This window comes from Methanohalophilus halophilus, from assembly GCF_001889405.1.
GTDB lineage: Archaea > Halobacteriota > Methanosarcinia > Methanosarcinales > Methanosarcinaceae > Methanohalophilus > Methanohalophilus halophilus.
This window is the reverse complement of record NZ_CP017921.1, coordinates 1,997,208-2,022,959: the sequence shown is the minus strand read 5'-3', so window position 1 is coordinate 2,022,959 and position 25,752 is coordinate 1,997,208. Positions and strand designations below refer to the sequence as shown.

The following is a 25,752-nucleotide window of genomic DNA, read 5'->3' as shown; positions in this document are numbered from 1 at the left end:
GAGGTTGTTCGCCTATTAAAGGAGATCGTGAGCTGGGTTTAGACCGTCGTGAGACAGGTCGGTTACTATCTACTAGAGGTGTATGTGGTCTGAAGGTAAGTTGCTTTTAGTACGAGAGGAACAGGGCAACGGCGTCTCTGGTCGATCGGTTGTCTGACAAGGCACTGCCGAGCAGCTACGCGCCAAAGAATAAGAGCTGAAAGCATCTAAGCTCGAAATCCAACCTGAAAAGAGACCACTGTAAGGATTCCGGTAAAAGACCGGTTTAATAGGATCGGGATGTAAGCACTAAGGAAACGAGGTGTTAAGTCCGCGGTTACTAATAATCCGTGCCGATTCCAATTGCTTATTCCAGGCGAAATCAGGTATGTAATATGAAAAAATACACGGTCAGATGAAACGCAAAGTTTATGACGGTTGCGTCATAGAATCACGCTTCGCACATGACCAATGTGCCAAGGTGGCGGAGCGGCTACGCAATCGCCTGCAGAGCGATTCCATCCCGGTTCGAATCCGGGCCTTGGCTTTCATCCATCTCATATAAGTTGAGAACAGCGGCCATAGCGGCAGGGTAACTCCTGTACCCATCCCGAACACAGAAGATAAGCCTGCCAGCGTTGTATACGGTACTAAAGTGCGAGAGCCTTTGGGAACTATACATCGCTGCTGGCTCAACTTATTAACACTTACTTACTTATTCTGAATTCTGATTTTTTAAACATCTTTCCTGAAAGTATTAATCCGATAGAGAAATCAATGACAGATATAAAATATTATAACGAGCTTGGCGTTGAAGGGAATGAAGGATGAAAAGAAAAGATCATAGAATGAATTCAATAAATGAATATTGTTTATTTCCCTGATATTCCTTCAATCATCTGTTTGCCTTCTTCAGTAGCACTATATATTATCCAGTTTCCTTCTCTGGTTCCTTTTATGATACCACTTCCACTTAATATTGAAAGGTGGTATGATAACTTTGAATCAGATACTTTTAGAATATGCTTTATTATGCATACACAAAGGGGTTGTTTGGTTACCATATATAGTATCTTCAACCTGAGTGGGGATGATAATGCATGGTGAATCTCACTCCAACGTTTGAATTCATCTTCAGGAGGCATTTTTGTATAAAGATTGTCCACTCCTCCTTTATATTCGATTTCACATTTTATGGGTTCGGGAATAATCATTTTTTCACCTGCTATAATAAAGACTGAACTGGGATATATTGTCTTCCTCCTTTACACATTTTTCCATTACCATTCAAATACACATATATACTATCACCGGTATCTATTGCTCCCATGACCGCTGTATTCGAAATACTGCAAAAAGACGCAGCTGGCCGTATTGGTAGATTGCATACACCACATGGTGTTGTTGAAACACCAACGGTTATGCCAGTTATAAATCCCAATATAAACACAATACCCTCTTCTGAAATGCATCAGTTCGGTGCACAAATACTTATTACAAATTCATATATCATTTCTCGCAAGGAAGAACTCAGGAACATAGCACTGGAAAAAGGCCTGCATCATCTTCTGGGTTTTGATGGTCCGATCATGACAGATTCAGGTTCTTTTCAACTATCCGTTTATGGGGATGTTGAAGTAACAAACGAGCAGATCATAGCGTTCCAAAAAAACATTGGTTCTGATATTGCAGTCCCCCTTGACATTCCAACTCCTCCTGATGTCTCTTACAAAAGGGCAGAAGACGAACTTGAAACTACTCTTGAAAGGGTGGTTGCAGCCAGAGAAATTGTAACGGATGATATGCTTCTAGCGGGCCCTGTACAGGGCTCCACTCATCTGGATCTCAGGGTACGCAGTGCGAAGACCCTTTCAAAACATGCCTTTGATGTATATCCTATAGGAGCTGTGGTTCCTCTCATGGAATCCTACCGTTATGCGGATCTGGTTGATGTTGTTATTTCTTCCAAAAAAGGTCTTGATCCTGTAAAACCGGTTCATCTATTTGGGGCCGGTCATCCAATGATGTTTGCTCTGGCTGTAGCAATGGGGTGTGACCTATTTGATTCAGCAGCTTATGCCCTTTATGCAAAAGCAGGCCGCTACATAACTGTTGCCGGAACATCTCATCTTAAAGATCTTCAGTATCTTCCATGTAATTGCCCGGTTTGTTCTGCTCATACTGCATCGGAGATAAAATCCGCTTCCAACTCTAAAGAATTACTGGCAAGACACAATTTGTATGTGACATTTGCAGAAATTCGCAATATCAAGCAGGCAATAAGGGAAGGTAATTTGTTAGAGCTTGTGGAACAGCGGTGCAGGAGCCATCCCTCAATGCTGTCGGCCCTTAAAAGATTGTACAATTACAGTCCCTGGCTTGAAAGACTTGATCCGTTTTCCAAATCCACTTTCTTTTATACCGGCCCCGAGTCCACAAAAAGACCGGAAGTTGCACGATTTGAAGAAAGAATTGGCCGCTTTAACCTGGATGGTAAAATTCTCATACGGTCAAAGTCTGTGAAAGGTGAAGGAAATTATGATCATGTCCTGAATTTCAAGCCTCCGTTTGGAGCATATCCCGTTGAACTCTCTGAAGTATATCCTTTCAATGCGGAAATCCCTGACGAAATGGATCCAGCTGCAATAGGTGTGGCGTTACAAAATGTAATAGAACTTATTAATAAAAACAAGAATGGATTATTCTACTTGAATCTCCCAAAACAGTACAGTTTTCATCCACTTTATGAAGATCTCAAGAAGAATGCCATTTCTTTAGATGAAATGCCCAATGAAAATCTTAAACTAAACTGACAGAAATCACGGATTTGAATCTAATCCCGGGTGATTTACTTGGTATCTACAACTGGATCGAAGTCCCGCAACCCTTATCTGGAACTACTCAGGCCTGAAATAGCTGATATGGACCTTGCCCTGCCGGCAGCAAGTGCATTGCTTGCATCATATATATATGCCGGAAGCCTACCTTCGGTTTTACCTTTCATTATTGCAATTATTGGCGGTTATGCTGCGATAACAAGTTCTTATGTGTTCAATGACTGCTGTGATATTGATATAGATAGGATTAACCTGCCTGAAAGGCCCATCGCATCTTCCACTCTCACGCAGGAACAGGGGTTCAAATATGCCTTTGTTCTTGTAGTTATTGCATCAATAGCAGCCCTGTACCTGAATCCCGAGTCTTTTGTAGTACTTGTGATAGCAGTTAGTACTATAAGCATATATTCAAAATTTGCTAAAAGATCTACCTACTTAAGTTTTGTACCAGTGGGTATTGCATACGGGCTTGTACCGATTGGTATTTGGCTTGCTTTTGATCCTGCGGGAATTCTAAAAGGTGCGGACACTTCTATTCTTCCCCTGCCCGGGATTTTCCTGGGAATTATGATGTGTGTAACCGATTGGGGATTTACTCTTTCCGGTGTATCCAGGGATGTGGAAGGTGATCGTGCTAAAGGTGCGCCTACATTCCCTGTAGTATTTGGTGTGTCTGCAACATCTAAATTGGTTACTGCCTGTTGGATTATAGGTGTAATTTCTTCCCTCATAATAGGTTGGACGGCACAACTTGGTCCTATTTTCTTCACAGGGGCAATTCTTGCGGGGATATGGATGATTATCCAGTCCCTTGATTTTATCAAAAATCCTCTGCCTGAAAGAGGAGGAATGCTTTTCCTTCAGGGTTCTCGCTACAGGGGCGTAATGTTTGGCTCTCTGATAATTGATGTAATTCTGTCTATAGTTTCTGAGGGTTATGTGAATATTCTATGGTGATTTATAATGGATGCTGATGTCATTGTAGTCGGTGCTTCCCCTGCCGGTTTAGCTGCTTCCAGGGTAGCATCAGAGCAGGGTTTGGATGTCCTTTTAATGGACAAACAAGACGTATTGGGTGAAAACACACATCCTGCTAATACTTTTTTTAAAGGAATGTTTGACAGGGCCGGGGAAACTGTGGATAGTTCATATATCCTCAAAAATTTAAGAGGTGCTAACATTGTTGCCCCTTCCGGCTCCTACGTGGAAGTCGAAAGTCCCGCTTATTTTCTGGACCGCCCTGCATTTGACCGACACTACATCCAGAAAACCAGAGATTCAGGTGTTGATATTGCAACGTCAGTTGAAGCATATAATGTATTGAAAAATGATGAAGGTGTTTCTGTGAGTACTTCGCAGGGCACCTTCGATTCAAAGCTTGTAATCATCTCAGATGGGATCAATTCCAAACTCGCTTCTCTTTGTGGCCTTTCTGCAATGAAACATCCGGATGACATAGGTTGGGCTATGGAGGCAGAGGTAGAAGGCGACGGGATCGGTGAGCCGGACATGTTTGAATATTTCGTCGGAAGTGTGGCTCCCGGGTGGAAATCAACTTATTCTCCCTGTGGAGGCGACAGGGCAACCCTGGGTGTCTATGTAAGAAGGCATGGTAGGGATGTATCTTCCTTTTTTGATAGGTGGGTGGATAAATTCAAGCGTATGAAGGGTTTGTCAAATTTAAACATAGGTGAAGTAAAAACTGGAGGAGATCCTATCGCTACTATTCCCAACCAGATGGTTACTGATGGTATTATGCTTACAGGAGGCGCATCCGGACAATCCGGCATTGGCTATTCCATACACGGTGGCAAGATGTGTGGAAAAGTTGCTGCTGAAAGTATACAGGAGGCAAATACTTCCTCACGTTTCCTCTCCCGTTATTCACGTATGTGGGCAAAGGAATATAGGACAGAATATTATTTGGGCAGAATGGCTCTTGAAACTCTCCGTAAAATGGATGATAGCGAGATTAACAACATTATGGAAGTTTTCAAACAGGAGGACCTATCCTTCCTTCAGGGTTCATCTCTTCAAAAAGCATTACAGGTCTCTCTTTTCATGCTTAAAAAGAAACCTTCATCACTTCTTGGATTCAGTGCTTTCCTGAGAAACAGGTGATGTGTGGTATCATGAAATACGATTTTTATACAAATCCTTTCTTCAAGGTTTATGCTACTGTTGAAAACGGATATGTCAATATGCATACTTCAGGTCTTGCATCAAAAGCAGTAAAACCGCTGCTATCAGATATGCTTGAGATGTTCGATGGTTCCAAACCGGCTTTTGTAAATGGTGAATCTCTTGTATTTTCCACCTGGATGCCTCCAATCCCAGGAAAGGCTTTTGACAGGCTGGTTTACAGTCAGATGGGGTATATGAGGGGAAAAATGGTTCCTGAACAGGTGACAATTTCTATCACTGAAGAATGTCCCAACAGGTGTCTGCATTGTGCATTGCCTGATACAAATAACAGGACATCTCTCTCCCCTGAAATTGTAAGAAATGCTATCGACCAGTGTCTGGAAATGGGTTCGACTTTAATTATTTTTGATGGGGGCGAACCTCTGTTATATAAAGGGCTTGAAGATCTCATTAATTATGTTGATAATGAGAAGGCAATAAGCGGTATGTTTACTTCCGGGGTAGGTCTGGATTTTGCAAAAGCCCTGGCATTAAAAGAAGCAGGCCTGAATATGCTCAGTGTCAGTCTGGACAGTGCATGTGAAGTAAACCATGACAGGATGCGTGGCAGGACAGGTGTTTACAGGGCTGCGATATCTGCTATAGAGAATGCCCTTGATGTCGGATTAATGGTAAATATCTATGTTGTAATTTCTCCTTCTAATATCGATGAGCTGGATGATTTCTACCAACTTGCAAAGGACATGGGTGTACATGAGATCACCTTTTTTGAGATCGTACCCACTGGTCGATGGTTAGATCATAAGGAGGAGCTTCTCTCATCCAGGGACATGCAAAAATTCAATGATTTTATTGCCCGTTCAAACAACATGAGTGGCCCTCGTATATTTTCGGTACCTCATGTATTGCGTAAAATGGGATGCTTTGCGGGTAAAAAATGGTTGCATATTACTCCTGAAGGAAATGTCAGTCCATGTGCATGCATACCAATTTCGGTAGGTAACATACATGAAGAAAAAATAAATAAAATATGGGATAGAATCCGGAATGATTCTGTCTATAAAGCAAAAACCTGCCTTATGCGGGATGATAATTACAGAAATCAATACGTCCTGAAATAATATATAAAATATAATCAGGGATTCCCCTGATCATTATTTTCATTGTTATAGAAGACCGGACTTCTGAAGGGTCATAAGGTTTTCTGTAGTAAGCTTCTCACCGGATTTGAACTTATCAAATATATCCTCAGCATCCTTACGTACTTCTTCCATATCTGCGCCTTTCCTGCCACCGTCTTTCTTCTTGAGTTTGCGAAGTTCTTTGTCAATATCCCGGATTTCCTTCTGAGCTGCAATGAAAGCCTTGTGCTGTTCATCTGCTTTTTCCTGGATTTGAACAAACTCTTTATGTGCAGTATCGGATTCCGCGCGTATCTTATCTGCTTCTTTGAAAGTGGTAATCATCTTGTCATGATATTCCTGAGCTTTCTGAGCATATTCAGAAAGGGTTGAATGGTATCCGGAAGCCTCTTCCCTGATTTCCTGTGCTTCCGTAAGCAGATCATTTAGCTCAGTGTTACTTTCAATTTGCTTTTTCTTTGTATCGTAAAGTTTCCGGAGTTCGGATATCTTGTTGACCAGTTCTTTTTCTTTTGATGGTGTAAGCACTTCGGTCTGCTGTGAGAATTCCAGCCTGTCGATATCCTTGCGAATCTCTTTCAGGGATGGTCCTGTAAGATTGTTGGCACTTCTGAGCTCATCAACTTTTCCAAAAAGTTCATTTGCCTTTTCATTGGTCTTATCACGAAGGTCCTTAAATTCCTGGACTTTTTCGTTGTTTTCATCACGGAGTTTTTTGTATTCCTGTGCTTCATTGATAAGATCTTTGGTCTTTTTGTTGAGCTCATTGCGGTTTGATGCAAGTGTACTTGCCTGTGCATTAAGTTCATTACGTTTATTTTTGTTTTCTTCAGAGGTTTCCCTCAGATCTTTCCTTTTGTCTTTCAGTTCTTTTTGCATGTTCGATTTATCCTCCCGGTCCAGCAAATGTAGCTGGCATTTCATGCATTTCTAATGCACGATACTTCAGGATCCACTTTATTGTAGTGAATCAATCACGGAGATTAAGGCCCTAAGGTCCTTCTTCGAAATTATGACATCTGCATGTTGATGGAGAATTGGTTTTGGATTGAATGCAATTGAATAACCTGCTCTCTTAAATATACAGACATCATTTGCCCCATCTCCTACCACGATACAATCTTCAGGTAGGAAGCCATTCTTTCTGGCAATTTCTTCAAAGGAAACTTCCTTTGAAAGGTTTTGTGTCATAGGGCCAGACACTACACCTGTCAGATATCCATTTTTAACCTCTAGAGTGTTGGCATATACGTAATCGATGTTGAGTAATTTTGCAACCCTGTCAGAGGAAAGAGTAAATCCTCCGGATAACATTGCAGTTTTGTATCCAAGGGATTGTACATGCTCAAGGAGTTCTTTTGCACCAGGCATTAGTTCGATCTTTTCAACCGCTTCCTTTGCCTTTGTTATTTCCAGACCTTTAAGGAGTTTCACTCTTTCCAGAAGAGCCAGATGGTAATCGAGTTCTCCTCTCATTGTGCGATCTGTAATATGTGCAACTTTGTCTGCCACTCCTGCAGCAAGTGCAAGTTCATCGATACACTCAGCATCTATTAGGGTGCTGTCCATATCAAAAATAATCAGTTTAGAAAATTTTCTGTTAGAATTGCTGGCTAAAGTCACTTCATCAAACCTGATCATTTGAGATAATAATAGAGGTATGTAGGAAATATGGCTGTAGATTAGTCACATTGCTTTTAACTTTTTCGGATAAAAAGATCTGCTATTCCCCATCTTGTTTAACAATTTAGTACTGTTATGTGTAATTCCAAAAATAATATATGCTACGTAGTTATTTTCCCTCTGTGATTATATGGTAAAAGTAGGATTTATCAAATTGGGTAACCTGGGTATGAGCCAGGTCATTGACCTTGTACAGGATGAAATCGCAGCCAGGGAAGGGATCAGCACCCGCGTGTTTGGTACTGGCCCCAAAATGGACAAGGAAACAGCAGCTTCTACTGAAGAATTGAAGGCATGGGATCCTGATTTTGTTGTAATGATCAGCCCCAATGCAAGTGCACCGGGCCCCAAATCTGCCCGTGAGTTATGGAATGACTATCCATGTATTGTCGTCTCTGACGGCCCTACCAAGAAAGATGACAGACAGGCTCTTGAGGATGCAGGTTTCGGTTACATTATAATGACCGTTGATCCTCTTATCGGTGCCAAGACAGAGTTCTTGGATGCTGTTGAAATGGCCTCCTTTAACTCTGATGCAATGAAGGTCCTTTCCACATGTGGTGTTGTCAGGCTTCTTCAGGAAGAACTGGATGCAGTAACTGCTCAGGTCGATGAAGGCAAATCCGGTGCAGACCTTGAACTTCCACACATTCTTGCAAAACCACAGAAATGCATTGAACGTGCAGGTTTCAATAATCCTTATGCTAAAGCAAAAGGGCTTGCAGCACTCCATATGGCAAGTAAGGTTGCTGAAGTCAACATGCCAGCCTGCTTCATCCTTAAAGAGATTGAAGATGTTGCTCTTACTGCAGCAACAGGCCATGAACTCATGCGTGCAGCCGCACAGCTTGCAATTGAAGCCAGGGAAATTGAGAAAGCCAACGATTCTGTGTTCAGGCAGCCTCATTCTAAGAAAGGTGTCCAGCTTCAGAAAACAAAACTTTATGAGAAACCACAGAAAGTGTAAACTCACTTTCTTTTCTCATTTTTAAGACATGGATTCACTGACAATTGTTATCATTGCACTACTTTTCTTTGCACTGGCAGTGCTTTTAACAGCCTTTTTCTTAAAATCTGCGATATTGATGTCACACCAGCAAAAAGAAGATATAAACCTGAAAGAAAAGAAATTATAATTTCTATATGTTTCATTTCGGGCAGGACTTATCTATTAGTATAAACATATACTATGCTAGTTGGTATAGTTTATATTAGATTTCTAAACGCAGGTGGTTTTTTTGTCGGAAACAGATTACAAAAGTGATGTACATATTATCACAGAGAAGGTAAAATCCGAAGAGCCTATTTTAATTGAAGGGTTCCCTGGTATCGGGCTTGTGGGTAATATTGCAAGTCAGCAAATAATTGAAGAACTTGATATGGAGTATATAGGTTCCATTGAATCCCGTTATTTCCCTCCTATAGCAGTGCTTTATGAGGGAGTAATCAACATGCCTGTAAGGATATATGAAAATCCGGATCTCAATCTTATAATGGTTGTGTCGGATATACCCATCAATCCTTCTGTTTCTTATGATGTAAGTAAGGCCCTTGTTGACTGGGCTCAGTCGGTAAATGTAAAGGAAATTATTTCAATTGCTGGAATTGCTACCGCGAGTGAAGAACCCCTTGTATTCGGTGCTGCTACAACTGAGGAGATGCTGGAGCGCATAAAAGAAAAAGTGGAAATCTTCCAGATGGGTACAATATCGGGTATATCCGGCAGTATTATGGCTGAATGCTTTATGCGTAAACTTCCTGCTATCAGTCTGCTGGGGGCTACACAAACCCAGAATCCGGATCCAAGAGCCGCTGCAGCTGTAATAAAGATATTAAATGACCTGTGCGATTACTCAATAGATACGGAAAGCCTGATCGAGCAGGCCGAAAAAATAGAAGTTGAGATGCAGAAACTTGCAGAAGATGTGCGGACCACGGAACAGCCTTCTTCCACCAGAAAAGAGTTCCCGATGTATGGGTGATATAAATGGAATATGTTGCTTTAACCGGAATCTCTTACGATGTAGTTACAGATCTTAAGAATCATGGCCTAAGGACGATTGAGATTAGAAGTCCTCATAATTTTTTCACGACACTGAATCTGAACGTAGGAGAAAATATTTTCCTTACTTCCACAAGTACACAGGATTTGACTGCAGGCACAAAGGGTATTATTGTAAAACTGATGCAGCATCAGGTTTCTACACATCGTATAATTAACGGTACGGATAATTTTTACGAGGAAAGAGAAATGACCATGATACGTATCCAGCTGCAATCTAAATGTGTGGCAAGGGTGAGGAAAGTGCTTTCCAACCAGATAGGGCAGATTACCCTTGTTGATGCCGAAGAAATGTCCTTCTATGATGCCCGTTGATCAATCAAAGGTATCCGGGATTATTCCCAGTGCCTTTTCTACTTTTTCCAGCATGTCATAGCGTATTCCTATAGGTACTTCTTCGCTACTATACTTGCTGTGTTTTCTGGACCCCTTGCAGCCAAAAGACAGGGCTATTCCTTTATTAAGGGTCCCTGCTACACAATCACTACATACAGAAGCTGCGCCGATTGTTTGAATATCCGCTGGAGTTCCATTGTAATAGGCCATCGCCTGGATGATTCGCATTGCTTTTTCCGGTTTCAGATACAAAATACAAAGATCAAATTTTGTGTTGTTTTTTGAAAGAGGTTCGATTTTCAAAGTCCCGTATTTTTTTTCCAGCCGGCAGAGGGAAAGGACCGCATTTTTTGCGATATCGTATGATGCGTATCTACCGGAATTGAAATAATATTCAGCCGGAGGCTCACTGCTTTTGCCAAGGATGAATTTGCCGACTCTGCATCTTTGTGCCGCAATCAAGAATTGTTTCCCATTTCTTGCATCGGTAATAATTTCGCAGAAGAGTTTCTCCGATACTTCCCCCGTCGTATTGTTCTGGAAAGTAATACAAACCGGACTTCCTTTATCCATAATACCCTTTATGTTTTTCATCCAATCATGAACCATTGCTTGTACCCCATTTCTTTTTCTCTTCTCCTGCACATCGATGAGCAAGCCTTAAGGGTTCAGGCATCTTGTTTCCTTGCAGGCACTTTTTTGTGATCTCCAGACAACTTCTGATGGATGTAAGATGTCCGACTGTAATTACGATTGGTTTTGTTTCGGGCAATACTTTAAGGAGCCAACCCATTTGTTTTCTTCCGTGATACAATGGCTGGACTTCTTTTTCTTTTTGTGGTATTTTTGCCCTGCCGCAAAAGATTCTTTTTGTAATTCCGATTGTGGGTTTATCCAGGACCACTCCAATATGAGATGCAAACCCGGCGTTTGCAGGATGGGTGATACCACAGGCATTAATCATAAGCAGGTCCGATTTATGGCTTGGTAGGCTCTTATTGTCCCCTCTCCCTCACGAAATGAAAAAAATCCCGGTATATAAGGAAAACTTATCTTTCCAATATGAATTGTCCTTTCTACGAATTCCATTGTGGGGTATTCCAGTACGACAATACAACATATCACCAGATCTTTGAAATAGGTACAGTCCGCACCCCCGATAAGTTTGATACTTTCAAAACCATCAGTTGTGACAACCTGTCTGCCTATTTCTTCCTGAAGACTTCTGAACCACTATAGAGCGGGATCTGGCAACTTTTTCATGAAATTTCTGTTTTTATCGTGGTAAACACAGGTCCCCGTATGTCTATTTTCTTGTTTTTTCCGGTCACGTAACGCTGGGCAATGGGGGAGAGTTTAATGTTGATTTCTGCAGGTGTCTTTATTATTCGTGCACGTGTCTGGATTTCAGTATCGCCTTTTGCAACAGCATCTTCGACCTCGCTTGCTGCCTTTGCTGCCAGTGCTTCGATAAACCTGACACCTGTCCTTGCTGAATGGTTGGAAAATGCTTTTTTCCATTTTTTATTATTTGGCAATCCCAGGATATCATTATTGTAAATCACAATTTCATTAAAAGCAGCCGGGCCACAGAGTTTAGTGTCTTCTTCTGGTTCAATGACTGAAACCTTTACATTGTGCCCTTCAATTTCTCCTTCCCATGCAGGGAACTCGCAGGGGCTGGGTTTGGATGCATGGGCCTCACACTGCTTAACAACGGCTTCGAATATTTCCCTGCCCTGGGATGTTTCGGGTATCATGTCAATTTCGACATGTCTGGCAAGTTCGCTGTCGGACATCTCCCATTCAGAGTACAATTCCATCTGTGGATAGCTCATGCCCCGCAGATCAGTGGCCTCATGGATGATCATGGCAAGCCTTTCAACTCCAAGGCCCAGATTCATCACTGGATAGGGAATATCATATTTTGAAAGAGGTATCGGGGAATATATTCCAAAAGTAGCAATTTCTACCCATCCATCCGAATATTTGGTATTGGAATCTACAAGTTTTGGGTGGTATGCAAATACCTCGATCTGGGTATCTGGACTGTAATATTTACTGCGTTTTTCATCGGGCCTGAACTGGAATTTCTCAAAACCAAACTGTGACAACAGGGCCTGGGCAACAGCTTTTCCGTGATCTACGGTCACATCCTCGTCCATGATTACACAGGATGCTGAATAATAGGTCATAAGCCTGGCCGCATCTTCCTGTTGTTCCCGGCGGAAACACCTGTCGATGGAGAACAAATTGAATGGTGGTTCACGGCGCTTTAGAATCTCTGAGAGGCTGATGAACCAGCCGGAGGTCATATGGCTGCGCAGGGTGCGTTTGCCTGCTTTGGGTGTTAATTCTTTAAATTCCGGGAACACCTGATCTATGACTTCGACTATGAGGGAATCTGACACGTCCAGTTTTGCGGCCATTTCAGGGACAAGATCATCTCCTTCAATCTCCCCTTTCTTATAGGAGTGCAGGACCTTCCGTATCATATCAATGTCTTCTGTGGAAAGGTCTCCCAGCATTTCTTTTATTTTAGATATGCGCTCATCGGATATACCGGCATTTGGTCGGGGAAGTCCTGCCAGGTAGAAACATCTGTCAAGTACGGCCAGCGCTTCATTTCCGAATTGTTTGTGCACTTCCTGTTCATCAACAATGATGGGATTCATCATTTCCTCAAAACCCATGCGAAGATAGGCTTCCCTTAGTTTTGCAATAGTATCATAAACAGGATGAGGTTTACCATAGTTGATTGATGTTATGGGGTAGCGTTCATTGAACAGGGGCTTTTTTACATATTTTGCGCTATCTTTCCAGGCCCTGTCAAAATCTTCGCTGGCATCTTCTCTTATTTTATCAGGATTGAATTTCATATGAGTTCCCTTTTAAATTTGCTTTATTTCCTGCGAACTTGTCATTAATTTCTGGAATTTATATTGCTGTAATGCATGTGTCAGATCTCCCCTGGTTTTTTCATTCAGGGATCTGAGTACATCCGTGTGCCGCCTGAGATTTGCGGTAATTACATCGGGGTAATCAAACATGATCAAAAGTGAATAAATGTTATCCATTATCTGTAAATATTTTTCCCCCTCTGCAGGCTTGTCTTCTCTTATCAGATCAAGTACATGCCTTCTCAATTCGCCACCTGCCTCTGCCAGGCCATTAAGGTAGGCTGAATCTTCGACTTCCATATGTTGAGGAGTTGGCAATTCTTCGAGTGTCTTATTTTCACATAGTAAAGAATAGGTGATAATACATTCCGCATATTCCTGCTGTGCCTGGCCCACAGGTCCTTTGTAATAGATTTCAGGGTATTTTCCCAGGGTTTCATTCATTTCCCGGAGATAATTATGAGCAGTCAGGAGATTCTTTTCGACAGTATCCCTGTCTTTGCGATGAATGGCGATAGTAGTTGTGCGGCACGCTCTTACAAGTTTACGTGACAGGGCCAGACCCTTTTCCCGTGCAGCATCCTTTTCTTCAAAATTTCCAATAAGGATGCCGGTAATAGTATCCATGTTTCTTGGAAATGATCCAGATATTAAAAAAGATACCTGGTGAATTATTCATCCACAGGTATTGTTTCAAGCTGACTTGCTACATTCCAGATTAATGTACGGGTATGGAGGGGAATGTTTGGGTCATTGCTGATGTCTTCAAGAATGGATATACTTGAAGAAGCCCTCAGGAAAAGGGCTTCACTGTCATCGTTTAATTTTTCCACAACTTCGGTTGCGGAGCGCCTGATATTTCTTGGGACTGAATTATCGTTTGCTATGTGCTCCAGTACCTGTGTGCATTGCTCTATAACATCTTTAGTATTAACAGACAGCATTTTGATCACCTTGAATTAATTAGGGACATAAAATAAGGGTTAGTTCTGTATGTCTAACTAATAATCTCATATAAAAACTTACCCGTTTGCTTGAATATTACCTTATGGAAGTAGTTGGTTCGATTCAGTCAGATTTAAATTGCTGGGTGGACTATTACCTCTTTGTACTGAATGTTGTATTCAGGTTACATATTATTCTTTTAGTTGTGATGTGATAATAATGGGAAGAAATGATGACGATGCTAAAGTAAGAAGAATTTCCAAATTGCTTGAGCTTGGTGGCACAATGCTTGCACAACATTGTGATACTTGTGGCTCTCCTTTATTCCGTTATCAGGGCCAGGTTCTATGTCCTCTATGTAACGTTGCAGAAGAGGGGGAAGAGGCCCAGGATGAAAATGTAGAGGAAATTATCCCTTCGGTTGAAACAGAAGTATCCACAGGGAAAAAAGAGGAGTTTGAAACAGAACCTGTTGAAAGCAAACCAACAGTTGCTTCATCGCAACCCAGCACCAACCTTCAGGAACCGGTGTCCGATGCATTGCATGCTGAAAAAAAAGAAGCAGGCTCCCTTGAGCAATTGATTGAATCTAAACTTGTTGAAATAGCAAAAAATATTCAATCAGAATCAGATCCCCGGCGTGTAGAAGATGCTTTTGATCTTATCGAGAGAGGAATGAATATTTTGGAAAGGATAAGACACAAATCCTGATCTTATCCTTTATATTCGCTACAAACTACTTCTCTTATACGTGCAGCGGTTTTAGGGCCAATGAGTTTCACTTCCCTGAGTTCTTCTTCGCAAGCCTGCATTACGGCTTCCACTGATCCAAAATGTTCTAGCAGGTTGCGTGCTGCCTGTGGTCCAAGCTGGGGTATTGCGGATACAATATATTCCTGCTGCTTTGAAAGGATTGGAGCAGCTTTTTTCCCGTGGGGATTGATAGGTTTTTTATCCTTTCCTTGCTGCTTTTTAGCGATCTGGAGTATGAGGGCTGCTGTTTCCTCTGTGTCTCTGGTATGGAGGATAGTTGTTTCAAAATCCATTGATATTGATAACATTGCACCGTAAATGGAAGATGGATTGATACGCCGGGCGTTGAATAGTCCTTCTCCTTCGATAATCAGGATGGTTTTTTCATAAGTGCGTGTCAGGTTTGATATCTGCTCGAAGAGCTTGCCCTCAATAAGTGAATTCACGAAATCCCCGGTTTCCTTCCTCTCTATAGCGACATTCTCACTGACAACGTAATCTCCCACTTCGAGGGTTTTTACACTAAGGGATGCACCTGCTTTTTGTAGATTGCGTGTTACAGTACTGCGTATCTCTCTTTGATCCGCCACGACTTCCGGTCCGTTTTTATCTGCAGGTTCCTCACTGTTGTCGAAATCTTCAAGACTGCGCTGCTTTTCTTTTATGAAAGGATTTTCTTGTTCATCTGTGGATAGTGTTTCTTGGAGTTGTTTGATATTCCCCTGCATCTTCTTTTCCCGGTTTGCACTGCTCCAGTAGTAGCCTTCATCCCGGGTTCCCTTTGTTACCAGAACCACAACCCTGCCTGCATGTTTGCGCCCGGTTCTCCCCTTTCTCTGGATACTGCGTATTTCCGAGGGGATTGGTTCATAAAAAACAACCAGGTCTGTTGCAGGTATATCCAGTCCCTCTTCAGCAACGGAAGTTGCAACAAGTACATTGAAGTTTCCCTGTTTGAAATGATCGATAATTTCGACCTGTTGTTTCTGGGTTAGGCCTTTGTCTTTGTATTTTGAACTCTGGCCTACAAATTTCACTGGATTTATATCTTCAATCTCCGATAGTGCATCTGTTACCATTTCTGCTGTATCCCTGAAATTGGTAAAAACGATAACTCTTGAATCTGGATTGGAGATTAATTCTTCTTTTACAATGTTACACACTGTCTCAAATTTGGGATGCTCTGCACCGCACTCTTTAAGACGATGGGATAATTGCCTCATGAACAGGTCTTCCATGAGTCTTTTAGAAGCTTTACTTGCTCCCTTTGTACAGGCTTCCCTCTCCAGGCGGTCCACATATTTGGCAAGAGCTCCTACTCCCTGGGTTTCGATGACTTCGATTGCATGGCCGGCTTTGAGGATTTCTGCCATGAGGGATATGGAACTGTATACGGAAGGGTCAGGGTTTCCACTTCTGAGTTGGCCCTGCATTTTTTTCTGAAGTCCCAGTAGTTCCTTTTTTGAGGTTTTTTTACCGTAGGGAAGTCTGTATCCAACTTCATCCATTTTTTGTATCCTGTCTTCCAGGACTTTATCGAGCAAATTCTTGAGACTTTGCATTTCATCGGGCAATTTTAAGTGAACCCATTCAACTTGCTTATGGTGGATATAAGGGGCAACATCAGAATCATCTTCTGTTTTGACTGCCACTTTTTCGATATGCAGACTTTCGCAGACCTCTGCTATCTTTTCATCTGAGCTTCCCGGGCTTGCGGTAATTGCCAGACACAGGGGTTCTTTTGCCTGGTTGAAGTATTCCTCTGCAATGTAGGTATATGAATAGTTTCCAACAGCACGGTGTGCTTCATCGAATGTTATGTGGGCCACGTCCCGAAGACTGATCCTTTTTGTGAGCAGGTCGTTCTCGATAACCTGGGGCGTGGATACTATTACCCTACCTCTTTCCCACATATTTTCTCTCTTTGCAGGAGGAAGATTTCCCGTAAATGTCATCACTTCTTCAGGTTCCAGGTTTAACATCTGGCTAAAAAAAGCTGCGTGTTGTTCGACCAGTGGTTTTGTGGGTGATAACATCACCACCTTTTTTCCCGTAGCCTCCAGTCTTGACGCCATGACAAGCAGAGCTACTATTGTTTTGCCCAGTCCTGTGGGAAGGACTACCAGTGTAGAGGAAGATAGTGCTTTGCCTGCCAGGTCAAGCTGGTAGAGACGTTGTTCGACAGAATCGGGTTTAATCAGGGGATGTTGTATGTATTTTACCATATTACCCTTTACTTATCTTTAAAGGGAAATAACAAATAATTTTTATTAATAGCTTAGCACTGCGGATTGAAAGTATTAGAGGGGCCTTCCGGCCTCCTCAAACGCCATCTGTCCATTGATTAATTTCTTCAGGTTTTCTTCAAGATTGCTCACAGGGGTGCGAACCTGGTTCATGGTATCTCTCTGACGAATTGTAACGGTATTATCTTCAAGGGTGTCGTAGTCAATAGTTACCGAATATGGAGTACCTATTTCGTCATTCCTGCGGTATCTTCTTCCGATGGTTCCCGAATCATCATAAGCCACCATCAATCCCATGTCCTTGAGGTTACTTACGATCTGCCTGCCTTTACTGACCAGTTCATCACTGTTTTTCATCAGTGGCAGGACTGCTACCTGAATTGGAGCTATTTCGCTCTTAAATTTGAGAAGAATACGCTCTTCTTCCTTTTCTTCTTCAGCTGTAGGGGCCATTTCGGTTTCATAAGCATGTTCCAGTAATGTGTAGAATATCCTGTCGATTCCGTAGGAAGGTTCGATCACGTGGGGTACTACAGTTTCACCGCTTATTTTTTCTTCCACTTCTTCAGCTGAAACAACGTCTTTTGGTACTGAAACTTCCTCACCGTTGACTACTACATTTATATCGCCATCTTTTTCAAGTTCTTCAGGCCCGAGTTGTTTGAGGGCTTCTGCAACATCCTTTGCTTTTTTCCGGAATAAAGGCCCTAGTTTTCCCATGTCCGGTTTTACAGCAAATTTTTTCACCATTTTAGGTTCATCATATTCTATATAGACCGCCAGCTCGTTTTTGCTCATTTTTGTATGGGCATTCAGGTCATAGTCAGTCCGATCGGCAATACCTACTGTTTCTATCCATCCAAAACGAGCTGTTTTGATTTCGCCATCCCAGCAATCGATTGCATAATGTGCCATCTCATCTTTCTTATGCTGGCGGAATCTCAGTTTGTCGGGAGATATACCAATACGTTTGAGGAAACGGTTGGTAAGAGCAATATGATAGGCAAGGAATTCGTGGGCAATGATATTGTTGTCAATTGCTTCCCGAATTGTCATTTCTTCCAGTTCCCCTCTTTTTTGGGCTTCATCGGAGTAAAGTATTATCAGGTCATTTTCAACTGCAGCAATTTCAGGATGGGTTTTTTCTTCCGGATGGGTGAATATTTCAGCCTCAGCCTGGGTAAATTCCCTGAGTCTTATGACACCCTGTCGCGGGGATATCTCATTACGGTATGATTTACCGATCTGGGTTACACCGAAGGGCAGTTTTTCCCTGTAATAACGTGCCAGCCTCTGGAAATCAATAAAGATTCCCTGGGCTGTTTCCGGACGCAGGTATCCGGGTCTGCCATTACCGGGTCCTATGCTCGTCTCAAACATTAGGTTAAACTCCCTGGCCTTTCCGAGTTTTCCCTCACATTCCGGGCAGCAAATATCATATTTGCTGATCATTTCATCTACTTCTTCATTGGTCAACGCATCCGCAACTGCTACATAGTCTTCAATCAGGTGATCTGCCCGGAATGCCTCTTTGCATTGTTCACATTCACACAGAGGGTCGGAGAACCCTCCTACATGACCCGAAGCTACGAATATGTCCTCAATACCTATGGTAGGAGTTTCGATTTCCATGAAGCCTTCCCGGACAACATAGAATTGCCTCCATATGTTCTCTATTCTGCGTTTCAGGGTACTTCCCAGAGGTCCGTAGTCATAGAATCCGGCAGTACCTCCATATAATTCAAAAGAGTTCCACAGGAATCCACGTCTTTTTGCCAGTTCGATAACCTGCTCATATTTGTCCATAATTTAATCCTCGATAAATGGTATAATATCAATGAAAGTGATCTCATTCTCCATATTTCCATGACATTTAATTCTATCGAACTATTTCAAAATTGCACGATAATTATGAACAATTAAAATCCAATAACATTTGCTCATTATGGGGAATGTGTGTGATCTGTCAATATTTTTAGATCAGAGCCATTTATATATATAGTTTATAATTTCTCATCATTATGATGATATTATCAAAAAAGTATTTATAGGGGACTGTATATACACTTTATTAGGCAAGACCATTTTCATATCGTACCACCACCACCTAACATATCTTCATTTGGCCATACCACTTACATGGTCTTGCTCTCTTCTTTTCAAATTTTATCGATTAAGGACTTCTTCTACAGTTTCTCCCCCATGTACAATGCGGGATATTTTAGATACAGTAACAACCGGGTTTTCCGACTGGAATACATTTCTGCCGATTGCAACACCTCTGCCTCCAGCCTCCAGTGAATCATGTATCATTTGAAGAAGATCTTCTTCGGTTTCCATCTGGGGGCCGCCTGCTATAACAACTGGTACCGGGCAGCCTTCCACGACTTCTTTGAATGAATCAATATCTCCTGTGTAATTTGTTTTTACGATATCTGCTCCCAGCTCGGCACCAACTCTTGCAGCATGTTTCACATAATCTGCATCATGTTCTGATGCTACGCGAGGTCCCCGGGGGTACATCATTGCCAGAAGTGGAATTCCCCATTCATCACAACCTTTTGCGATTCTTCCAAGATCCTGCAACATCTTTGCTTCATCATCTGCACCTATATTTATGTGGACTGATACTGCATCAGCGCCCACTTTTATGGCTTCTTCAATGGTTGTAACCAGTACCTTGTGATTTGGGTCCGGGCCAAGGGATGTTGAGCCGGAAAGATGAATTATCAATCCCACATCCTTTCCATATCCCCTGTGGCCGTATTTGGGAAGACCCATATGGCCCAATACTGCGTTTGCACCACCTTCAGCGACTTTATTTACAGTATCAGGCATATCTGTCAGTCCTCTTAGAGGCCCGGCCCCGACTCCGTGGTCCATTGGTATTATTATTGCGTTTTGTGTATTACGATCGAATATGCGTTCGATCCTTACGGATTTGCCGATTTCACTCATGTGTACTCTCCTGTACATATATGTACGTGTGTTTTATAAAAAATTATTGTAAGCAGGTATTCTCATTTTGGTATTTGCCATTGTATCCTTCATTAACTTCTGTGTGCAGAGTATAAAATACAAGTTGTATCAGACGCGCATTTTTCTGCAGTTTCAGGCCATTGGGGCTATACACAACAAGTAAACATTCGCTTCTTCCCCGGTACCCGGCATCCCATACAGCGGTTTCCAGAGTCGCTCCGGCACGTATCAGGCTTGACCTTGGTGTTGCAAGTGCTGCAAGCGTTTTGGGGATATTAACGATTTCATTAAAGACAATTTTATATATACCCTTTTCAAGATCAATCCATTCTTCCTCGAAATCAAGAGGTATGCTTTCAGGAATTTGCCTTTTTGAATTATCAAAATCTATTGTACCTTTTCCATTTATTCTGTGCACACTCTCAAGTGTAAGTTCGATACCATTGGGTTGCACCTGAAGTTCTTTATCCACAAACCCTTCAACAAGAGGCTGCTCTCCCTCCAGGAGTTTGCTTAATTCGTTCCTTGATAGCATCGCCATGTGTTATATACCTCTTTTTTGTATTTCTATTGTAAGGCAGTTTTTTATACCATTCTGTCCCAATATTCAGTAAGGCACTTTGGAAGTGGGGGTACTTTATGTTGAACCTTATTATTCAAACAATTCTGATCATTATTATACTTGTTTCAATATATCTTGTTCGTAATAATAAAACTAAACTCCATTGTCGCATAATGGGGTTTGCTTTGTTTGCACAGCTTTTGTTGACAATATTTTTTATGTATCCTGCTATGTCTGGTGTAAGGTCTACTTATTATTTTAACACGTTTTTCAATATTGAACTGCTTTTCCATCATGGATTGGGCCTTTTTGTCCTTCTTTTGGGCCTTTACGTAGAATTACTTGTTATGGGCAGGGTCAAGGATATTCTCAATAGGTTCATTGCAATGAAACTCATAGCTGCATTATGGTTCCTTTCTTATCTGCTGGGGGTACACATCTATCTTGTGATGTACTATTGAATCTCAGGTTGCTTGAATCTCTTCTAACAAACAACTGCAGACATCTTTTCAAGATAGATGAACCATAGAAACATTAAAATCATTTTAGGTTTATTGGATGCTCAGGTGAAACTAAAATGAGTTCAGAACTACCCCCACAGGTCCAGAACCAGCTGGCACAGTTGCAGCAGGTTCAACAACAGGCCCAGACACTTGCTATGCAAAAAAACCAGATCGAAAGTACACTGAAAGAAACGGAAAACGCTCTTGAAGAACTTGAACAGTTATCCGGCGATGCAGTTGTCTACAGGACTGTTGGGGATATGCAGATACGTACTACCAAGGATGATGCTATTGAAAAACTCAAAGAGAGAAATGAAACTCTTTCCCTGAGATTGCAGTCTATTTCTCGTCAGGAAGAACGCATCTCCAAACGTTTCAACCAGCTTCAGGAACAGGTCAAACAGGCTATGGGTACCCAGGGCGGTTATCAGGCACAGTGAGCCTGACCTGCCTGCCAACTATCATTTGCCGGCACAATTGCGGGTAGTGATAGGTAGAGGTTGAAATGAAAGTAGATGAAGAGGGATTCTACAACAAACTTCTTGACTACCATAATATCCTGTATCTATGTCATCGCAATGCTGATCCCGATGCCATAAGCAGTGCCTTTGCTCTATCTGAAGCTATTGGGGGCAAAGTAGGGCTGGTTGATGGTTGTAATCGTGTTGCTTCTTTGCTGGTTGACAAACTTGAGATTGATGTTGTGGAAGACCCAAACCCCGAAGCCTACGATCTTACGGTTGTAGTAGATACTTCAACAATTGCACAGTTAAATGATATTGAATTATGTCACTATGGCGTGATTGATCACCACGCAACAACCGCTCTTACAGAAAATGCAGCATTTTATCTGCACCGCAATAAAACATCTGTTGCAGAAATAGTTTATGATGTACTGAAATGCATGGGTGCCCCTATTATGAACCGTACCGCTGTGGGGCTCATGACAGGGATTGTGACCGATACCGGACATTTCAAACATGCAACTAGTGATACGTTCCGTACATTTTCTAATATCATTGAAAGTAGTGGTGTTGAATATGCGGAAGTACTGGAGCTGATGGCTTCCACTCCACAGGATGTTTCTATGCGTATTGCCATGCTGAAGACGGCCAATCGTGCGGAAATTGAAAGAGTGGAAAGCTGGCTTGTGGCTACTTCACATGTAAGCTCCTTTGGAGGTTCTGCCTCTTCAATGCTGATCAATATAGGTGCTGATGTTGCATTTGTAGGTACGGTGAAAGAAAACTCTATTCGGGTTAGCGGAAGGGCAAAGCGAGATGCTGTAAATGCCGGAGTAAACCTGGGTCAGATTATGGAAGATGTGAGTGCTGATTACAATGGCACAGGTGGAGGGCATGCAGGTGCTGCGGGTATCGATGTAGTTGCCGATATGGAAGAGATACTTTGGGCCTGCAAACAAAAGGTTATTGAAGTTCTCCGGAACAAGAAGAATCCGTCTAGTTTATAAATCTTAATTTCAAATACCATAGATAATGATGTACTTTGTACATGACAAAATGGCTGTTATGTGATAACATGATCGAATACTGGAACCCACAGATTGAAAGAATGCCCCTTGATGAGCTGGAACAGATTCAGGAGGAGCGGCTGCGCCATCTTGTAGACTATGTCTATACTCACTCTCCTTTTTACAAAAAACGTTTTGATGAAGCCGGAGTGAAACCGGAAGATATCAAGACCCTGGATGATCTGCAAAAACTTCCGTTTACCTATAAACAGGACCTCAGGGACAATTATCCTAAAGGAATGTTTTGTGTACCTGATACTCAGCTTGTACGCTATCATGTTTCTTCAGGTACTACTGGAAAACCTACGGTTGTGGGTTATACCAAAAATGACATTCATGAGTGGGCTAAATCCCTGGGAAGAGCATTAACCTCAATTGGTGTAGGCCGGGGGGATGTCCTTCAGGTAAGTTACGGATACGGCCTTTTTACAGGCGGGCTCGGACTGCATTATGGTGCTGAAGAAGTGGGTTCCACCGTCCTGCCTATTAGTGTTGGTAACACCGATAAACAGCTTGAATTGATGCAGGATCTCGGTACCACAACGCTTGCATGTACTCCTTCTTATTTCCTTTACATGGCAGAAGAAGCAAAGGATAAGGGTATTGACTTCCAGGAGGATACCGGTCTGAAAACCGGTATATTCGGAGCCGAACCCTGGACTGAGGAAATGCGCAAGCGTATGGAAGACGCTACAGGTATCAAGGCTTATGATGTGTTTGGCACCTCTGAACTCAGTGGGCCACTTTTTACTGAATGTACTTGCCAGGACGGAATTCATATCTGGGGCGACCAGTTTATTGTGGAAATAATTGATCCTGAAACTGGAGATGCCCTGCCTGAAGGCCAAAGGGGAGAACTTGTAATAACCACTCTTACAAAAGAAGCCCTGCCTCTTATACGATACAGGATAGGAGATTATACAATCCTGAACAAGCAACCCTGTGAATGCGGACGTACACATCCCAGAATAATGAGGGTTACCGGACGTGTGGATGATATGCTGATTATCCGTGGAATCAATGTATTCCCAGGACAGGTAGAATCCGTGCTTATGAAGATACCCGAAGTTGGAGAGCATTTCATGATACATGTAGATCGTATCAATGAAATGGATACAATGAAAATACAGATTGAAATGAATGATGAAGCCTTTAGTGATAAGGTCAACGACATAATCTCCCTGGAGAAAAAAGTTGCCTCTGCTCTAAAGAGTGTGCTCAATCTTTCTGTTGGTGTCGAACTGGTAGAACATGGGACAATTCCGCGGTCTATTGGTAAATCCAAAAAGGTAATCGATAATAGAAAGCTATAAAGAATTTCAGGGTAATTTATAGATTATAACACCACAGGTTGATGATTCCATGGATGAGAAATTTATCAAACAGATATCACTCTTTGCAGAGAATAAGCCAGGCCGCCTTGCAAATATTGCATCCAGTTTCAAAGAGGCATCCGTCAATATAAGAGCATTTACTATCGCTGAAGCAGGCGATTTCGGAATTATAAGGATGGTAGTAGACAAGCCGGAAAAAGCACATCGTGTCTTGCATGATGCAGGTTTTACAGTCTCCGAAACAGATGTCCTGGGTATACAAATGGAAGATGTACCCGGCCAGCTTGCAACAATAGCAGAGGTACTTGGCAAAAAAGGTGTCAACATTGATTATGCTTACGCTTTTGTAACAAAAACAGAAAAAGCGTTCCTCATAATACGGGTTAATGATTTGAAAACCGCTGTTGAAACGCTTTATGAAGAAGGAATTCCATTGCTGGATATGAGTGATGTGCAAAGCATTTGATCTTTCTTTTTTTGAAAGTAAAAACACGGCTCCTATATATGACTCCTAATTCGACCTTACAGAGCAAGCTGGGAGGTTCGCATTCCACTATCATAGGTGGCAGACATGGCAAGAAACTGCTCAAAATAATCAGTGATCATCCAGATGTCAAAAGAATAATCCCTTCAGTAATTACTGTTAAAGGTAAGAGTGCACCCGGGGGGAAGATAGATGTGAAAATTCTTCGTCCGGATAGTAGAGGCAATTTGAGGGCTCTCCTGACACATGGTACTTCTTCCCAGGAAGTAAGAATCGTTACAAGCGTTGGGAAAGAAGAAGAGGGGGAAAGAATAATGCAGGAATTAAATGCAATGTTTATGGAGTGATCCCGTGTATGTATCTGGGTATTGATCACGGCACAAATGCAATGCGTTTCGCAGCTCTTGATAAACATGGAAATTTCTTCTATTTTGAAGTTCCCCGAACAGACATGAAGGAAATGAACGGCAGTGAAATTCTTGATTTGATTGAAAAGGAATTCAATATAAAGACCGAACAGATTGAGATGATTGCCCTGACTTATTCTATGGGAGATGGAATTGTCAATATTATGGATATACAGGATGTCCAGAATCGTGGGGTAAGAAGTATTGAAGGAGTCGGTAAAAAAACAGGTGCAGGGACTTTGGTATTTGATACTATCAAGAATGCTAAAATCCCCGCAGTTGTAATACCGGGGATACATTCACACAGTCATACGGATCCTCGAATGAACGTATTTTCTCATTCCACAAGCCCTGAAAAACTTGGAATTGCCTATGATGCATTATCCAGGGGCATTAATAATTTCATTGTATCAGATATCAGTTCAAACACTGTAACTCTGGCTGTTGCAAACGGGGAGGTCGTAGGTGCCCTTGATGCCTGTATTTTTGCACCTGGGACCGTACACGGGCCTCTTGATCTTGAAGCAATAAGGCAGGTTGATGCCGGAATATGTGGTGCAAATGAGGCGTTCATGAACAGCGGTGTGCTGAAAAATACATCTTATAAAAACACTGCATATTTGCTTGATGGATTAAAAGATAACGAAGATCAGGCAAAATTTGCAATTGATACTCTTGCTCTTTTTGCATCCATGGAAATTGAAGCCATGAAAGTCCTGCTAAAGGATTATTCAACATGTGATTGTCTTTTTCTTGCAGGCTCTATGGCAGAAGTGGATTCTCTTGTGGAAAAAATATACCACCATCTGGATATGAAACCCTGGATTCTGGGTAAATGGAGTGCAGCTACTGGATGTGCCCGTATGGCCAGGGATATTGCAAAAGGTAAAAAGCAAATCCTGGGTATCGAAGTCAGGATCTGAA

At 42.0% G+C, this 25,752-nt stretch carries 27 protein-coding genes, 1 tRNA gene, 1 rRNA gene, 1 pseudogene and 1 other annotated feature; of the genes and pseudogenes, 18 read left to right on the top strand and 12 right to left on the bottom strand.

What is annotated here, in order from left to right; translation table 11 throughout:
* Positions 1-343: a sequence feature (23S ribosomal RNA rRNA prediction is too short), on the top strand.
* Between the two features lie 111 nt (positions 344-454).
* A tRNA-Cys gene (locus tag BHR79_RS10360) sits at positions 455-526 on the top strand.
* Between the two features lie 24 nt (positions 527-550).
* Positions 551-672 (top strand): 5S ribosomal RNA (gene rrf / locus BHR79_RS10355).
* A 179-nt stretch (positions 673-851) separates the two neighbouring features.
* On the opposite strand, the gene BHR79_RS10350 is transcribed toward rrf, so the two are convergent.
* On the bottom strand, positions 852-1,193 hold the full coding sequence (locus BHR79_RS10350; RefSeq protein ID WP_072562230.1) for an ArsR/SmtB family transcription factor: 342 nt from the start codon (positions 1,191-1,193) through the stop codon (positions 852-854).
* A gap of 114 nt (positions 1,194-1,307) precedes the next feature.
* On the opposite strand from BHR79_RS10350, the gene tgtA reads away from it, so the two are divergent.
* The 4 genes from tgtA to BHR79_RS10330 are packed head-to-tail and all read left to right on the top strand — an operon-like array spanning position 1,308 to position 6,082.
* Positions 1,308-2,792 carry a tRNA guanosine(15) transglycosylase TgtA gene (gene tgtA / locus BHR79_RS10345; RefSeq protein WP_072562229.1) on the top strand — a complete coding sequence of 495 codons (1,485 nt, stop codon included), beginning with the start codon at positions 1,308-1,310 and terminating at the stop codon, positions 2,790-2,792.
* Between the two features lie 39 nt (positions 2,793-2,831).
* On the top strand, positions 2,832-3,773 hold the full coding sequence (locus BHR79_RS10340) for a UbiA prenyltransferase family protein (RefSeq protein WP_072562228.1): 942 nt from the start codon (positions 2,832-2,834) through the stop codon (positions 3,771-3,773).
* A gap of 6 nt (positions 3,774-3,779) precedes the next feature.
* Positions 3,780-4,937 (top strand): FAD-dependent oxidoreductase, encoded by a 1,158-nt coding sequence (locus tag BHR79_RS10335; RefSeq protein ID WP_072562227.1) that lies wholly within the window; start codon positions 3,780-3,782, stop codon positions 4,935-4,937.
* Positions 4,938-4,948: 11 nt separating this feature from the next.
* Positions 4,949-6,082: a radical SAM protein gene (locus tag BHR79_RS10330; RefSeq protein ID WP_234970429.1), complete on the top strand. Its 1,134-nt coding sequence runs from the start codon at positions 4,949-4,951 to the stop codon at positions 6,080-6,082.
* A 45-nt stretch (positions 6,083-6,127) separates the two neighbouring features.
* Here BHR79_RS10330 and BHR79_RS10325 read toward each other — a convergent pair whose 3' ends face one another.
* Entirely contained in the window at positions 6,128-6,982 is an 855-nt protein-coding gene (locus BHR79_RS10325) for a coiled-coil protein (RefSeq protein WP_072562225.1), read from the bottom strand.
* Between the two features lie 78 nt (positions 6,983-7,060).
* Positions 7,061-7,744 (bottom strand): phosphoserine phosphatase SerB, encoded by a 684-nt coding sequence (serB, locus tag BHR79_RS10320; protein WP_072562224.1) that lies wholly within the window; start codon positions 7,742-7,744, stop codon positions 7,061-7,063.
* A 172-nt stretch (positions 7,745-7,916) separates the two neighbouring features.
* Between serB and BHR79_RS10315 the strand changes: the two genes are divergently transcribed.
* From BHR79_RS10315 to BHR79_RS10305, 4 genes are all read left to right on the top strand, one after another.
* The gene (locus tag BHR79_RS10315; protein ID WP_072562223.1) at positions 7,917-8,753 is read left to right on the top strand and encodes a F420-dependent methylenetetrahydromethanopterin dehydrogenase; all 837 of its coding nucleotides are present in this window, start codon (positions 7,917-7,919) and stop codon (positions 8,751-8,753) included.
* A 28-nt stretch (positions 8,754-8,781) separates the two neighbouring features.
* Complete coding sequence (locus BHR79_RS10605) at positions 8,782-8,922, top strand: hypothetical protein (protein ID WP_157198655.1); 141 nt, start codon at positions 8,782-8,784, stop codon at positions 8,920-8,922.
* A 102-nt stretch (positions 8,923-9,024) separates the two neighbouring features.
* On the top strand, positions 9,025-9,768 hold the full coding sequence (locus BHR79_RS10310) for a proteasome assembly chaperone family protein (protein WP_072562222.1): 744 nt from the start codon (positions 9,025-9,027) through the stop codon (positions 9,766-9,768).
* Between the two features lie 5 nt (positions 9,769-9,773).
* Entirely contained in the window at positions 9,774-10,163 is a 390-nt protein-coding gene (locus BHR79_RS10305) for a DUF473 domain-containing protein (RefSeq protein WP_072562221.1), read from the top strand.
* On the opposite strand, the gene BHR79_RS10300 is transcribed toward BHR79_RS10305, so the two are convergent.
* The 5 genes and pseudogenes from BHR79_RS10300 to BHR79_RS10275 all read right to left on the bottom strand — a co-directional run bounded on the left by BHR79_RS10300 (position 10,164) and on the right by BHR79_RS10275 (position 14,028).
* The gene (locus BHR79_RS10300; protein WP_234970428.1) at positions 10,164-10,793 is read right to left on the bottom strand and encodes a DUF169 domain-containing protein; all 630 of its coding nucleotides are present in this window, start codon (positions 10,791-10,793) and stop codon (positions 10,164-10,166) included. It lies immediately after the preceding gene.
* A pseudogene (locus BHR79_RS10295) lies at positions 10,783-11,345 on the bottom strand (endonuclease V). Before BHR79_RS10295 ends, BHR79_RS10300 begins: the two are co-directional and overlap by 11 nt.
* A 98-nt stretch (positions 11,346-11,443) precedes the next feature.
* Entirely contained in the window at positions 11,444-13,063 is a 1,620-nt protein-coding gene (gene sepS, locus BHR79_RS10285) for an O-phosphoserine--tRNA ligase (protein WP_072562219.1), read from the bottom strand.
* A 12-nt stretch (positions 13,064-13,075) separates the two neighbouring features.
* Complete coding sequence (locus tag BHR79_RS10280) at positions 13,076-13,711, bottom strand: translin family protein (RefSeq protein ID WP_072562218.1); 636 nt, start codon at positions 13,709-13,711, stop codon at positions 13,076-13,078.
* A gap of 44 nt (positions 13,712-13,755) precedes the next feature.
* Positions 13,756-14,028, bottom strand: a complete 273-nt coding sequence (locus tag BHR79_RS10275) for a UPF0147 family protein (protein WP_013037155.1) — start codon at positions 14,026-14,028, stop codon at positions 13,756-13,758.
* A 220-nt stretch (positions 14,029-14,248) separates the two neighbouring features.
* Between BHR79_RS10275 and BHR79_RS10270 the strand changes: the two genes are divergently transcribed.
* On the top strand, positions 14,249-14,740 hold the full coding sequence (locus BHR79_RS10270) for an Sjogren's syndrome/scleroderma autoantigen 1 family protein (RefSeq protein WP_072562217.1): 492 nt from the start codon (positions 14,249-14,251) through the stop codon (positions 14,738-14,740).
* Between the two features lie 2 nt (positions 14,741-14,742).
* On the opposite strand, the gene BHR79_RS10265 is transcribed toward BHR79_RS10270, so the two are convergent.
* The 4 genes from BHR79_RS10265 to BHR79_RS10250 form a co-directional block, all read right to left on the bottom strand.
* A complete protein-coding gene (locus BHR79_RS10265; RefSeq protein ID WP_072562216.1) occupies positions 14,743-17,007 on the bottom strand; it encodes a DEAD/DEAH box helicase in 2,265 nt (754 codons plus the stop codon).
* Positions 17,008-17,082: 75 nt separating this feature from the next.
* Entirely contained in the window at positions 17,083-18,834 is a 1,752-nt protein-coding gene (glyS, locus tag BHR79_RS10260; RefSeq protein ID WP_072562215.1) for a glycine--tRNA ligase, read from the bottom strand.
* A gap of 360 nt (positions 18,835-19,194) precedes the next feature.
* A complete protein-coding gene (locus BHR79_RS10255; protein ID WP_072562214.1) occupies positions 19,195-19,986 on the bottom strand; it encodes a 2-amino-3,7-dideoxy-D-threo-hept-6-ulosonate synthase in 792 nt (263 codons plus the stop codon).
* Positions 19,987-20,029: 43 nt separating this feature from the next.
* Positions 20,030-20,548, bottom strand: coding sequence for a deoxyuridine 5'-triphosphate nucleotidohydrolase (locus BHR79_RS10250; protein ID WP_072562213.1), 519 nt, complete (start codon positions 20,546-20,548; stop codon positions 20,030-20,032).
* A gap of 251 nt (positions 20,549-20,799) precedes the next feature.
* Between BHR79_RS10250 and BHR79_RS10600 the strand changes: the two genes are divergently transcribed.
* The 7 genes from BHR79_RS10600 (at position 20,800) to BHR79_RS10215 (ending at position 25,751) form a co-directional block, all read left to right on the top strand.
* Positions 20,800-21,030: a hypothetical protein gene (locus tag BHR79_RS10600; protein WP_143743557.1), complete on the top strand. Its 231-nt coding sequence runs from the start codon at positions 20,800-20,802 to the stop codon at positions 21,028-21,030.
* A 116-nt stretch (positions 21,031-21,146) separates the two neighbouring features.
* Positions 21,147-21,512 carry a prefoldin subunit beta gene (locus BHR79_RS10240; protein WP_072562211.1) on the top strand — a complete coding sequence of 122 codons (366 nt, stop codon included), beginning with the start codon at positions 21,147-21,149 and terminating at the stop codon, positions 21,510-21,512.
* Positions 21,513-21,577: 65 nt separating this feature from the next.
* Positions 21,578-22,543 carry a DHH family phosphoesterase gene (locus tag BHR79_RS10235; protein ID WP_072562210.1) on the top strand — a complete coding sequence of 322 codons (966 nt, stop codon included), beginning with the start codon at positions 21,578-21,580 and terminating at the stop codon, positions 22,541-22,543.
* Positions 22,544-22,611: 68 nt separating this feature from the next.
* Positions 22,612-23,916, top strand: a complete 1,305-nt coding sequence (locus BHR79_RS10230; RefSeq protein ID WP_072562396.1) for a phenylacetate--CoA ligase family protein — start codon at positions 22,612-22,614, stop codon at positions 23,914-23,916.
* 49 nt (positions 23,917-23,965) lie between these two features.
* Positions 23,966-24,403: an ACT domain-containing protein gene (locus BHR79_RS10225; protein WP_072562209.1), complete on the top strand. Its 438-nt coding sequence runs from the start codon at positions 23,966-23,968 to the stop codon at positions 24,401-24,403.
* Between the two features lie 38 nt (positions 24,404-24,441).
* A complete protein-coding gene (locus tag BHR79_RS10220) occupies positions 24,442-24,768 on the top strand; it encodes a DUF2103 domain-containing protein (RefSeq protein WP_072562395.1) in 327 nt (108 codons plus the stop codon).
* 8 nt (positions 24,769-24,776) lie between these two features.
* Complete coding sequence (locus BHR79_RS10215; RefSeq protein ID WP_072562208.1) at positions 24,777-25,751, top strand: methanogenesis marker 12 protein; 975 nt, start codon at positions 24,777-24,779, stop codon at positions 25,749-25,751.
* Position 25,752 lies beyond the last annotated feature (1 nt).